The sequence below is a fragment of the Candidatus Nitrosopumilus sp. genome, from assembly GCF_965262695.1.
GTDB lineage: Archaea > Thermoproteota > Nitrososphaeria > Nitrososphaerales > Nitrosopumilaceae > Nitrosopumilus.
On sequence record NZ_OZ253550.1, the window covers coordinates 143,184 to 156,579 of the forward strand.

Genomic DNA, 13,396 nt, shown 5'->3' on the forward strand with positions numbered 1-13,396 from the left:
CTATTTCTTTTTCATCTGGTATGCATTTTCCATCAACCAATCACAAAATGCTGTGACCTTGTCATCAAACTCTGTCCAAATGTGTACTGAGTGAGGCAAGATGTCTATCTTCCAATTCTTTCCAAATACTCTGACTCCTTCTTTATTTTCATACATGTATGCGTCTTCGGTCTGAACATCTCCTAAGAACTCTAATGCCTTTTGTTTGATTTGCTCTCTTTCTATTGGAAATCGCTTTCTTTCATAGTCTACAATCAAACTCAAATCTCTTTTCCCATACATCTCAAATTCCTCAATTCTTCCTTCCTTTGGAAAATTTACAACAAGTTTGATATTGTATTTTTTACCTACTTCCTTTCCAATGTCTACAATTCTTGTGTATCCCATTGCAGGGTTTTTCTTTAGGAGAAATCTAATCTGTGCCAAATCTTTTTTCAATGCATTTTGAAGATCTAAAATTAATTCTGAAAATATCATGATACTATGAAAAGAAATTCCTATTATAATCATTAATCCTCTCCCAGATTGGTTTTTTTAGAACTTTGATTGGCTTAGAGTATGGCAATGCCAACTGATGACTCTATGCGAATCGGTGATGAATCCGAGAGAACAACTGATGTGAATTCTTACCAGAGAACATGCATGGACTTTATCGAGGACATCTCTCATGATTATGAGGCTTGGGTTGACTATTACAAATTGCCTGAAGATGAAGATAAGAGAAGGAGGGAAGGAATTTGTGCAACCATAAGTAAAACAAATACTTGGATTGCAAAAGTGGCAACATCCATTCCTGCAATTGATGTTGTAATGAATGATGGAATACAAAAGATGGCAGAATCCACTGCTGGAAAACCACTTCAAATTGGAGTCTTTGTAAACAAAACTGCAAGCTATACTGAAGCAAAACCGGGAGTCATTGATGTTAATGTAAAGGCAAGTGGAAGAGAAGGCAGAAAAGTGAGATTGGGATATCACTTCAAAGATGACCGCTTTAGAATAGAATCTACATGTGGCGCATATCTGGATGAGACAAATCTTCCGCAAGAGGATTTTGATATGATGGATATTCACTTGACACTTCATGCAGAAAATGCAAAACAACGAGATGTTATCTCCTTTACAGTTACCGTTTATGAAATTGAAAATGATGTTGAGATGGAAAAAAGAGGCCTAAGTACAATAATTCACATAGTTTGAATTGATTTTATCTAACTGGTTCTAATTCCATTGCTGGCTCTTCACCAAAATACTCAATAAACTTGCCAGTATTTTCAAGTTTTATTGAATTGATTTCCTCTAGATTTTCAAATGAATTCATCTTCAAGTGTCCTTGAGATGCAGTGTACAATACATCATCAATGTAAAATGTTCTTGCATCACCCATTCCATAGTATCTAGAATCACTATCTTGATGTGTGATTGTTCCCTTTATGTAAAATCCATTTGTACTGTCAACATCAAAGACATAGAATCCACTCCAGCGATTATACTCTGGTGCAAACATCTTTGATGTGATGTGCTCCAAGCCATCTGAATCTCCACTTATTGGAATTGATAATACATTTCTTGTTTTATCAAAAAAGAATGCCTTGTGATTATGTAATGCCTCAGAATGGCTTGATCTGTCTCCGATAACAAAGTCATCTAATACTTTGGGATTACTCACATCTGCTACATTGAATAACGCGATTTTGACTCCTAATTGTTGAACTCTGTCATTGCTGTCTACTTTGGTATCTCTTCCTATGCCAATCACATGATCCTCATCAAATGGATGCAAGTAGTTTGAGAATCCTGGAATCTTTAACTCTCCTAGAATCTTTGGTGTGTCTGTTGAGAGGTCAATCACAAAGAATGGGTCAATTTGTTCAAAGGTTACCAAATAGAGCCTGTCTCCCATGAATCTTGAGGAGAATATGCTCTCATCAGGTGCAATATCCTCTAATTCTCCAACTATGTCCAGTTCTTCATCTAAGACGTATACTGCATTTGAACGGATTGTTCCTTCATGTTGAATGTAATACTCTACTGTTGTTGCAACTCTGAATCTGTCTCCAGACTCATCCATTGAAAACTGATTTAGTAATCTTCCAGGAACTGTTCCCTTTGCAACATATTCTATTTTTTCCTCATCAATTGAAATTTTGTGAATGATTGTCTTTCTGTTTTCTTCTTGAATTTTTGCATCATATTCGTTTAATGCCTCTCTAATTTTTTCAAACAAATTTTCTTTTTCCTTTTTGTCCATACCATTATAGGAATTTTGCATTAATTCTGAAATCTTTACCCATTGTTCAGATGCACTTGATGAAGAATCATTTTGAATATTCTTTATTTCATCTTGGATGTTACTTGGTAATAATGGAACAATTACATCAAAGAATCTATCTCGTGATGAATCTTCATAATATCCAAATGGCATATTTTGTTGATATGTCAAATAGAAATTGTTCTCAGAAACATAGAATGAACCTGAATATCCCATCAAGAATGTTTCAGAGTTTATTGTATCTCCAAAAATATCAATAGCAGTTAATGTGTTAAAGTTTGAAAATTCTTCAAGATTATCAAAATAGAATGCATCTGGAGTCATGATTCTCACTGAATCCTCCATTATTACTGGAAGTCTAGGATTTTGGTGGTTGATGTGGTTATTTGTAACAAAGTATGCATAATCCCCAATCATTCGTGCATCTCTGAAATGACCATCAATAGAGTAGTCTTTGAGAATGGTTGGACTTTCTTTATCTGACACATCTACAATTAATGCGTGAGTAACTGGACTGTAAGATGGTCTTGGAATAAAGTCAAACTGTGGTATGATTTCCTCATCACTTTGTCCTTTGTAAAATATCACTAGCCTATTGTCGTTAAGAAACATATTCTGAATGTATTGTGATTCAATATCTAGTGCAATTTTGAGCACTAGTTTTGCATCTTCAGCTGGATATGCGTCAATTATTGAAAGTGTATTTCTTGAAACAATGTATACATACTTGTTATCATTTTTGAGATAGTCTGGCTCATCTACATTTTCTACCTGGACATTTGTTGTTGAATAATCTGCTCCTCCGTTATCACCTTTGAATTCTGCTTGTGGTGCTGATAGTACAACAGATTCTGCACTATCCCACATTGCAGATTCTGCTACTGCCATAGTTCTAATAGATCTTGTATCATAAAATCCTCCGCCAAACAATGATGATGCTTCAAGAATTGATACTAGGTCTTCTTGTGATGATATTTGCTTGATATCATTTGTTCCTTCAAAAAATTCTGAAACTGACTTGTCTACATAGATGATTTCTGGTTCTGGTGTTTCAGTAACTACTTGTATCTCTACATTTTGTTCAAAACCAATTGCATACATAATTCCTGCTGTTACTATTACCGAAATGGCTACTGCAATTGGAATTATTATTTTTGAACTCAATTTTATCATCTTTTTTGTTTCATCAGTTTTAGTGATTACTATTCCTTGGTAGTTTGAGATAAAAGGATTAGTGAAATTGGAATTTTACCAAACAACTTACATATTCAAGATTGCCACCAACAATCTTAATGTCTGAAAATCCTGATGATGGTTTAACTGAAAAAATCAAGATTCTAGCCACAGATGATGAGAAAATAAAGTCATTTGGAGAACTATTTACCAATGATTCTAGCCGTGAAATCTTACAATTACTGTTCAACGAAGATTTGACTGCAAATCAAATTGCACAAAAAACTGACATCTCACTTCAACTAGTAAAGTATCATCTAAACAAATTACAGGATTTGGGAGTTGTAAAGATTTCAAAAGTTGAAAAGAATTCAAAATCCCAAGACATGAAGGTTTACTCTGCAACAAAATTTAGCATTGTAATTGTTCCGCCAAAACTATCTGAAAAAACTAAAGAAAGCAAACTATTGGTTCGCTCTTTTAGACATATCTACAAAGTAGCAGGACTTGCAGTTGCTACTGGTGTTTCTGGATTATTCTCATTATCTCAATTCCAAAACAAAACCATTCCAATAGAAAATACAAGACAATTTGCAGCAATTGAAGAGTCAAAACGCATGGATTCCTTTGACGAGTCTGTAGAATCTATGATTGCATCTGCCCCTGTGGCAGAATCTGAATCTCAAGATCTTTCAGCAGGTGTGGAAATTACAGAAAAAGCAATTGATTCAGGTGTTTCTGGAATTGATTTGTCTATTCCATTTGTAATCGTTACAATAATTTTAGGTGGATTGACTGCTTACTATATTTGGAAACTTAGAAGATAAAACTAGTCTAATGTTACTTCGATTGTAACTCTTTTTTCTTTTGCCCTTTCTTCTCCTGGATATTTTAATTCAGAAATTTTTTTGTTTAATTCCTCATCAGTTACCTCTTTTGCCTGGCCTACAAAAACTGAATCTTTGTACTGAATTTTTACCGTAGGGCTTGCTAATGCATTTTGAAACCAATCCCCATCTGGTCTGTGTCTTGAAAAATAGATTTTACCATTATGATTTACTGCTCTTAGCATGACTCTGTGTTCTTTTCCAGTTTTCCTTCCTTTGGTGATTAGAATTGGTCGAAACAAATCTTCAGAAATCTTCATGCGTAAATTTCTTCTGTCAAGTAATTTAACCCCATTGCTAGAAATTTCTGATATTTGGTATGATAAGCAAATCTCAACATTTCAAGCCATGTCAGTAAAACTCGAAGGAATGCCATCAAACATGGCCACTGCAGATACCTTTACTGGAAAAAAGGTCATAGACCGAGAAGGAATACAGTACGGTAAAGTCAAACATATTCACATCAATCAAGATACACTTACCGTATCTGGTGTTACAATCCACCAGGGATTTAACAAGGACTATTTTCTCTCAGATGATTACATTGACAAATTCTCTGAAGAGACATTGCTTCTTAGTAGACCTCCTGTCAGAACAGGAATTCCTGTAATTGATATTGACCAAAATAAAATTGGTAAAGTAAAGAGATTGCATAGACACCCTGATACTAATGAACTAGAATCAATTGAAGTATCAGATGGATTGATGCATTCAAAAATTCTATCCAAATCTGAAATTTGGGGAATTGGAGAAAAAGTCATTTTAAGAATGACCAAAGAAGAATTCAAGAATCTTGAATGATTCTTTTTTAATTTCTTTTTTCAAAAATACACTTAATCTGTTTTCTTTGCACAGTTTTCACAAACAGGAATTCCTTCCTTTACTGCAACCTCAACGTTTGATGAGTGACATTTTTGGCATAATCCTTTCATACAAAAAACTCTAAAATCACTCCTTAAATTTTTTTGTGGATTGAAATTGGATCCTTAGCAATTTATAATTGAAAAATGCGATCTATGTGTTGTATTCGATTGAAACAAAATCTCTGACAAAATCATTTGGTGATGTAACTGCTGTAGATGATATTTCCTTTACTGTTGAAAATGGTGAGATCTTTGGATTTCTTGGACCTAATGGTGCAGGAAAAAGCACTACAATGATGATACTGACAACTTTGCTAAAACCAACATCTGGACAAGCTTTGATCTCTGGATATAATGTAATGTCAGATCCAAAAAAGGTTCGTGAAAACATTGGATATGTACAACAAGAAACTACTGTTGATGAATATCTCACAGGACGTGAGAATCTCTTGTTGCAGGCAAAACTTAATCATATTCCAAAAAATGAGATTGATTCAAGAATCGATGAGGTTTTAGATTTAATCGAACTTTCTGACAAACAAAACGAGTCAGTTGTAACTTATTCGGGTGGAATGAGAAAGAGATTGGATATTGCAGGTGGGCTACTGCATAGACCAAAGGTTCTGTTTCTTGATGAGCCTACTGTGGGCCTTGACATTCAGACTAGGCGAAAAATCTGGGAATATATCAAAAAAATTCATGATGAGTTTGAGATGACCATCTTTCTTTCAACTCACTACATGGAAGAGGCTGATCAACTCTGTGATAGAATTGGAATTATTGATGGTGGAAAAATTCAAGTCATTGATTCTCCTGAAAACATGAAAAATGCTATGGGAAATGAGGTTATTTCCATTGTAATTGAAGAAAACAATTCTAGAGATTCCTTTTTGTCTAAACTCAAAAAAATAGAATCTGTAAACAAAATCAACGAAGATGGCTCTAAACTTACTCTCTTTGTATCAAATGGAACTGAAGTGATTCCAAAAGTTTTTCAAATTTCTTCAGACACTGCAATTAAAATTACTTCTATCTCTTTGACTCAACCCACACTTGATGATGTCTTCATCTCTTACACTGGACATGAAATTAGAGATGATGATGGAACGTATAATCGGAAAAGAGAACATGCAAAAATGAAGAGGTTACGTGCATGAATACTTTGATGTATGATACCTATACAATTTTTTGGAGGGAACTCAAGAGATACAAAAAATCTCGAAGTGGTGTTTTAATTAGACTGATACAACCTGCAATTTGGATTATAGTTATTGGAAATACATTTTCAGGAACCCAACCACTAATTCAGTCAGTTGGTTTTGAAGGAGAATACATTGAATTTATGGCACCTGGTGTCATTATTCTTACTGCAATTTTTACAAGTATCTTTGGTGGCGTTAACACTTTGTGGGATAGACGTTATGGTTTTATGAATAAAGCATTAACGTCTCCAATTTCTCGTTCTTCCATTGCACTAGGAAAAATGTCTGCAATATCTTTGATTGCAGCTCTGCAAGCTAGTTTGATTTTGGGAATTGCTTTGGCAATTGGTGTAACATTTCCCAATCCAATAATGATTGCACCTATCATGGCAATTGTAATTTTGTTTTCTCTGGGATTCTCTGGAATCTCTGTAATGGTTGCAGCTACTGCCAAGTCTCAAGAAACTTTTTGGGGAGTCATCAATTTTCTTGGAATGCCTTTATTCATGCTAAGTCCTGCATTATTCCCACTAGAGTTACTTCCAAACTGGCTTGCAACTATTGCAAAACTAAATCCTGTAACCTATACTGTCTTGCTTGTACGCGAGATGATGACAGGTGTGTCTGAAGGTGATGTTTCCATTCTTCTTAGCCTCGGAATAATCTTTGCCTTTGTTTTGGTGATGGTTGGACTTGCAAGCTATGTGTTTACGCGTGAGGTAAACAAGCCATTTTGAGATAAAATTGACAAAAAATCAAACAATTGTTAACTCTGTTGATCTTTGAGAAATTTTGAAATCACTATCTGTTGAAAACAATCACTGCTACTGTGGCCGTAATTACTGCAATTTTACTATCTGGTACTATAACTCCATCTTTTGCTCTAGGCGATTATGACTTTCTTGCTGAATGGGGAGAATTTGGAATCTTAACTCCTGGACACCTTTCACATCCTCAATTTGTCGCAGTTGATGCTGAAGGAAATTCATACATCAGTGATTTGGGAAATAAACGCATTCAAAAATTCTCTAGTTCTGGTGAATTCCTTCTTGAGTTTGGAGAAAGTGGAAGACTAGCAGGTCAATTCCATCATCCTTCTGGTGTTGCAGTTGATTCTGAATTTGTTTATGTTGCAGATCAAAACTTGCATAAAATTCAAAAATTCACTCTTGATGGAATCTTTGTAGATGAATGGGGAAAATACGGTAATAATGCAGGTGAATTTAAGTCTCCAAAAGGTATTGTAGTAGATTCTGATTTTCTTTATGTTATAGATGCTGATAATTATAGAATTCAAAAATTTACTACTAGTGGTGAATTTGTATTATCCTTTGGTTCTGGTGGCATGAATCATGACCAATTTCTTATTTTGAGTGGTATTGCAGTTGATGAGGACGGAAATATCTATGTTGCAGACAAGGGAAATCGTAAAATTGAAATATTTACCTCTGATGGAATTTTAATTGAATCTCATCCATTACGTGCATCAAACTATGTCTTTGCACCTGAAGGAATTGCCATTGACTCTGATGGAAAAATATTTGTCGTAAACTCTGCAAATAATAGAGTTTTGTATCTTGAACTTGATGATAATTTACGTTTAGATATATTTGAACAACTTGGACCATATGGTAATTCCTTTGTTGATCCAACCAATATTGCCTTGGGATTTTATGGTGAATTATTGGTAGTAGACTCTACTGCACATAAAGTAAAATTATTTGAAACTCCATTTTATGATGAAACAAAAATTGTTCAAACAACTGAAATTATTGCCCCAGAAGTAACTGAAGGTTATGAATCTGATGACATTGATCCTACAATCATGGCTCCAAGTGACATCAAATTAGAAGCAACTGATCTATTTACTCCTGTATCTATAGGTGAAGCAATTGCAGATGACTCTCAAAGTGGAATCAAGGCAATCTTGAACAATGCTCCTGAGGAATTTTCTTTGGGTGTCAATAAAGTGACTTGGATTGCATTTGATAATGCTGGAAACACCGCTGAAGATTTTCAACATGTTACAGTCTTTGCATGTGGTAATGTCTACTCTGATTATAATATGGTAGTTGGAACTGATGAAAATGATGTTCTTCAAGGAACTTCGGGTAATGATCTAATCTTTGGATTAGAAGGAAATGATATCATTAGTGGATTAGAAGGAAATGACTGCATCTTTGGTGGAGATGGTGATGATGTTATCTATGGAAATGACGGATATGACACCATTAATGGAAATGGTGGCCATGACATTCTCAAAGGAGATTCTGGCTCTGATGTAATTTATGGTGGAACAGGTTCTGATGTACTTGATGGTGGTTCTGATAATGACAACTGTTATGACTCTCTAGAAAATGTTATCCTAAACTGCAACGAATAGTGTTTCTATATAGTTAATAGAGTGATCTTGTTTTCCCGTAATCTATGATTGTTATTTGTAAATAAATTTCAAAACATGTTCTTTCAATGAGAAGACAAATAACGTCAATACTGATGATCGCAGCATTAGTTGCAATCGTACCACCTCTTAATGCCAATGCCGATGCAATGCCTGCACCTCCACCAGACAATTTACAATTTGATCTGACCGGAGCAGGCGCAACATTTCCATTCCCACTAATTGATTTGTGGAGAGTTGAATACAACAATGTATACAACAACGTAAATCTAAACTACCAATCAATTGGAAGTGGTGGTGGAATCAAACAGCACATTGAACAAACTGTAAACTTTGCAGCATCAGATAAACCAATGAGTGAAGCTGAAAGAGAAATTGCTACAGGAACATTACACATTCCAGAATCAATTGGAGGTGTAGTTGTAGTATACAACGTTCCTGAAGTTCCAGACAAAGGACTAAAACTAACTGGAGATGTTGTAGCTAAAATCTTCTTAGGTGAAATTACAAAATGGAATGATCCTGCAATTACTGCAGAGAATCCAGGTTTGAATTTACCTGATAAGGAAATAGTTACTGCACACAGATCAGATGGTTCAGGAACCACATTCATCTTTACAGATTATCTATCTACTATTAGCCCAACTTGGGATGAACAGATAGGTAAAGGAAAATCTGTTCCATGGCCTTCAGGTCTTGCTGCTGCAGGAAATGAAGGTGTTGCTGGAATTGTAAAGTCAACTGAATACGCAATTGGATACATTGAACTTGCATATGCATTCCAAACTGGAATGAGTTTTGCATTCATTGAAAATGGTGACAAGAGTTCATTTATCGAACCAACATTAGACAGCATCTCTGCTGCATCTAGTGGGGTTGCAGATTCTTTACCTGCAGCTGAAGACAGCTGGGTTGGAGTATCTCTAGTAAATGCACCTGGTCCAGATTCTTATCCTCTTGCTAGTTTCACATACCTACTTGTGTATGATGATCTAAAACCAGTTACTAAAAACAAAGAGCAAGCAAAAGCAGTCATTCACATGATACATTGGATGATTACCGATGGTCAAGAATTCTCTTCTAGTCTCTTGTATGTTCCACTGGCTGATAAAGTAGTAGAACTAGGAAAACAAGGATTATCCAAAGTAACCTATGATGGTGAAATTCTTTGGGATTACAAAGCATCAGCAATGTCTGATAGTTTAGAAATTCCAAAATGGATTAGAGATAATGCAAAATGGTGGTCAGAAGGATTGATATCTGATCAAGACTATATAAACGGACTACAATTCCTCATTAAAGAAGGAATTCTCAAAGTCTAAACTCTTTTCTTTTTACTTTTATTTTTTTGAAATAAATTCTCAAGTCATGCTCCAAATTTTTATTCTAGTTTTTTAGAATCTTCTTTGATATTTTCTATATAGTAATACGATGTCTATCTACCATTATGATACATACGGATAGAATAAGGATCCAGCTTATAGATATAATTTCATTATGATTTTCAATGACTATTAAAAACGTACAAAACATTGCAGTGTTTAGCATTATTGCAACAATTGCATTTGCTGCTTTTGCAAGCTCTCATGCATTTGCTGAAGAAAGTGAAGGTTACAAAATGGTTGGAGATGTTACTCCCGTCTTAACTTTCACATTCAGAGATGGTGTTGAAGTATATTCATTTCCTGTCTTTAATATGGGTGAAAACTTTGTAGATGATTCTGGTGTTTCATTTTCAGTAGAGGGGACTGTCACAAAATCTCCCCTACTTCATGAGGCTTTGGATGAATCATACAAGTATAGATTCTCAAATGCCGCATTTGATTATCAAATGAAATACTTTGATGTAAATGCTGATTTCATGAAAGATGGTGAATCTGTAAAATCATTAGATTATAACAATTGTAGAGTTGATAATTACAACGTTGAAACTCTTGATTCAAATGACTATGAGAGTTATTTCAAAGACATTGGATTTGCAGTTGTAGATAAAATCACTTTTGTTTGCAGTGGTGTAAATTCTATGAATGAATTTGTAATGCCAACAACATCTCTAACTGATTACGGTAAATCTGGATTCAAATTTGCAAAGGACACAAGCACTTTTGTGACCTTTAATTTTGATCATGGCTCTGAAAAAATAGAGTTTCCAGTATTTAATCTGGTTTCAGCATATCAAGAATCCTCAACAAGAACTATTGCACAATTCCAAGTACAAGGTATTTTAGATTACTATCCATTGCTTTATCAAGCAATTGAGAATTCTAGAAATATTTCAGGTACTACATATGCTTCAAATGAAGACTTTGATGCAACTGTAGAATTTGTTAGTAGTAATGATGTTCTTAGAGGATTTGATTTCAGAGACTGTATTGTAGATTCTTCACAAATTACAACCCAAACTGACAAAGAAGAAGGATTTACAGGTAAGAGTGGATTTGCTGTTGTTCATACCATGGATTTCGTCTGTTCAGGATTTGATCCAATAAACGACAACTATGAAAAACTATATGGTGACACCCCTATCTGGAAAGTATCTGGAATCTCTAACGTTTACGAGGAATCATTGCAAAACACTGATCGTGGATTAGATGTAATCACGACATTTACTTTTGGAGATGGAGTTGAAACAATAGAGTTTTCAATGTTTAAACAAAATGAAGTATTGACTGCAACTGAAAAAGTTAATGACGACAATGGCGACAGAGATGTTGCTGCTGAAGCATTTACTAGAAAGACTGTTTACCCAACTCTTGAATTAAGAGGAATTGTGGGTGATTATCCATTGCTTTACAACCACCTGGATAAAAATCAAAAAGTTCAAGGTATTATTGGTACTCAGAATAGAGAACTTGCAGATATTGATGTGGCAATTATTTCTAATGGTGAAGTAATTCGTGGATTCAATTATAACAATTGTAGAGCAACAGACTATACTGTTGAGACCGATCCTAACAAAGATGAAAGCTATGTCAAAAACAAATTTGCCTTAGAGACTGTCATTGATTTTGAATGTCAAGGATATCATCCAAACAATCCTATCTATGATGCAATGTTAGAAATAGATTCTGCAGAAAATATTACATCTGTAGATCTTAGAAATACCCAAGATTGGAATAGAGGCTTCTACGTAGAGTAGATTCATCCTTTCTTTTTTTATTTTTAGTAAACACTAGAAAAATCATTTACTTGTTTTAGTTTGGCTTGTTAAATAGTCATTATATGATTTACATTGCAGCTGGTATATCCTGCAACATCACCAAAGTGTGCAGTCAACCAAATGTATGCATTTGCAATCGTTGATGAGTCAATTACTCCTTCATGTTTCCAACACAATACTTGAGAGAACCATTCAATCATTCATTATACTATAGGCAATAATCTGTTAAATCTAATATGACGAATATATTTTTGACAAATTAGGTAGTTTTTTTGAAAAATTCTTTATCTTATATCTAAATTTTTTTAAAATTTACTCTTCTTTGATGATACTTTGAATATTTTCATCTATGGCTACCTCTGCTATATCTCCTGAATATTCTGCAATTCTTCTCAAGTCTTGCAGGATGAATCTGATTGAAATGGAATTTTTATCAGAATCCGAAACCTTGGACATTATCTGTCGTTCATCTTCGATGATGTCTGCAACCTTTTGTGCAACTTTTTCCCCTTTAATGAAATCTTGATTTTGAACTGCTGTGATTGCTTCTTCAAATACTGTTAAAGATTCCTCAGATAATTTTTTGATTTTATTAAATAACTTTGTATCAAGTTTTCCTTCAATGAATTTTTTCCTTTTTGCTACATGTGATGCATGGTCTGCAATTCTTTCAATTCTTGTAACTATTGCTCTGTACCCAAGACAATCTGACGGTTTTCTTAATCCCATGTCTTGTAGTATATTTTCGTTTTCTACTGCCAATACTAGATTACGTCTCATGTATAATCCAAATCTATCTACTTCATCATCCATGTTTACCACTTCATCTGCATGAATATCATCTTCTTCATCAATACTCTCAATGGACTCTCTTACCATATTGCTTGCCATAAGATACATTCTCTTTAATGCGGTTTCAAATGATAATTCTGGCAGTCTAGTTAAAACCTGAATTGAAATTTTTTCTGAACTAGATTCTACAATCTCAGTTCCGATCATACTTGTCCTGACTAACTCTCTGACATTTCTAGTGTGTTCTGCAGGAAGTCTGATCCCTTTTGATTTTATCTCAATGGTGTTATACCCTCTCAGATATGCTGCAATTATCTTTCTCTTTATCGAGTCTCCTGTGTCTTTTTGGCTGGATGGGATGACTGCAACTGTCTTTTTTTCAGTACTGGTCTTTTCATTTGAAAATAATGTTAATGATTGATTAGAATTCTTTACAATTGTAATGTTTTGACCCACTTTGATCTTCAATTCTTCTATCCAGTTTTTTGGTAATGAAATAATGTATGTGGAACCTCCACTGAGCTGAATACGCCTAGTTTGCTTTGTACTTTCAATGGTTTCCAATTAAATTCCATTAGAAAATTTTCTTATTTACAATTTAGTTTAGGATCTATATAGAACTACGATGTTCTCATAAAATATGATC

13 protein-coding genes are annotated in these 13,396 nt (G+C 34.4%); 8 read left to right on the forward strand and 5 right to left on the reverse strand.

The features are described 5' to 3' along the window. Positions 1-477 carry a hypothetical protein gene (locus tag ACQY2P_RS00880; RefSeq protein ID WP_428327296.1) on the reverse strand — a complete coding sequence of 159 codons (477 nt, stop codon included), beginning with the start codon at positions 475-477 and terminating at the stop codon, positions 1-3. An 81-nt stretch (positions 478-558) separates the two neighbouring features. Between ACQY2P_RS00880 and ACQY2P_RS00885 the strand changes: the two genes are divergently transcribed. Then, positions 559-1,200 (forward strand): hypothetical protein, encoded by a 642-nt coding sequence (locus ACQY2P_RS00885; RefSeq protein ID WP_428326547.1) that lies wholly within the window; start codon positions 559-561, stop codon positions 1,198-1,200. 7 nt (positions 1,201-1,207) lie between these two features. Here ACQY2P_RS00885 and ACQY2P_RS00890 read toward each other — a convergent pair whose 3' ends face one another. Beyond that, the gene (locus ACQY2P_RS00890; protein ID WP_428326548.1) at positions 1,208-3,445 is read right to left on the reverse strand and encodes a beta-propeller domain-containing protein; all 2,238 of its coding nucleotides are present in this window, start codon (positions 3,443-3,445) and stop codon (positions 1,208-1,210) included. Positions 3,446-3,564: 119 nt separating this feature from the next. Between ACQY2P_RS00890 and ACQY2P_RS00895 the strand changes: the two genes are divergently transcribed. After that, entirely contained in the window at positions 3,565-4,272 is a 708-nt protein-coding gene (locus ACQY2P_RS00895) for an ArsR/SmtB family transcription factor (protein ID WP_428326549.1), read from the forward strand. Positions 4,273-4,274: 2 nt separating this feature from the next. On the opposite strand, the gene ACQY2P_RS00900 is transcribed toward ACQY2P_RS00895, so the two are convergent. After that, the gene (locus tag ACQY2P_RS00900) at positions 4,275-4,592 is read right to left on the reverse strand and encodes a nitroreductase/quinone reductase family protein (protein WP_428326550.1); all 318 of its coding nucleotides are present in this window, start codon (positions 4,590-4,592) and stop codon (positions 4,275-4,277) included. On the opposite strand from ACQY2P_RS00900, the gene ACQY2P_RS00905 reads away from it, so the two are divergent. The 6 genes from ACQY2P_RS00905 to ACQY2P_RS00930 all read left to right on the forward strand — a co-directional run bounded on the left by ACQY2P_RS00905 (position 4,591) and on the right by ACQY2P_RS00930 (position 11,937). Then, positions 4,591-5,133, forward strand: a complete 543-nt coding sequence (locus tag ACQY2P_RS00905; RefSeq protein ID WP_428326551.1) for a PRC-barrel domain-containing protein — start codon at positions 4,591-4,593, stop codon at positions 5,131-5,133. The genes ACQY2P_RS00900 and ACQY2P_RS00905 overlap by 2 nt on opposite strands. 220 nt (positions 5,134-5,353) lie before the next feature. Further along, a complete protein-coding gene (locus ACQY2P_RS00910; RefSeq protein ID WP_428326552.1) occupies positions 5,354-6,352 on the forward strand; it encodes an ATP-binding cassette domain-containing protein in 999 nt (332 codons plus the stop codon). Next, positions 6,349-7,134, forward strand: a complete 786-nt coding sequence (locus ACQY2P_RS00915; protein WP_428326553.1) for an ABC transporter permease — start codon at positions 6,349-6,351, stop codon at positions 7,132-7,134. The genes ACQY2P_RS00910 and ACQY2P_RS00915 overlap by 4 nt, the downstream gene beginning before the upstream one ends. 92 nt (positions 7,135-7,226) lie before the next feature. Beyond that, positions 7,227-8,780: a 6-bladed beta-propeller gene (locus ACQY2P_RS00920; protein ID WP_428326554.1), complete on the forward strand. Its 1,554-nt coding sequence runs from the start codon at positions 7,227-7,229 to the stop codon at positions 8,778-8,780. 113 nt (positions 8,781-8,893) lie between these two features. Next, entirely contained in the window at positions 8,894-10,120 is a 1,227-nt protein-coding gene (pstS, locus tag ACQY2P_RS00925) for a phosphate ABC transporter substrate-binding protein PstS (RefSeq protein WP_428326555.1), read from the forward strand. A gap of 185 nt (positions 10,121-10,305) precedes the next feature. After that, a complete protein-coding gene (locus tag ACQY2P_RS00930; RefSeq protein WP_428326556.1) occupies positions 10,306-11,937 on the forward strand; it encodes a hypothetical protein in 1,632 nt (543 codons plus the stop codon). 68 nt (positions 11,938-12,005) lie between these two features. On the opposite strand, the gene ACQY2P_RS00935 is transcribed toward ACQY2P_RS00930, so the two are convergent. After that, entirely contained in the window at positions 12,006-12,158 is a 153-nt protein-coding gene (locus ACQY2P_RS00935) for a hypothetical protein (RefSeq protein WP_428326557.1), read from the reverse strand. 112 nt (positions 12,159-12,270) lie between these two features. After that, positions 12,271-13,314 carry a PhoU domain-containing protein gene (locus ACQY2P_RS00940; RefSeq protein ID WP_428326558.1) on the reverse strand — a complete coding sequence of 348 codons (1,044 nt, stop codon included), beginning with the start codon at positions 13,312-13,314 and terminating at the stop codon, positions 12,271-12,273. Positions 13,315-13,396: the final 82 nt, after the last annotated feature.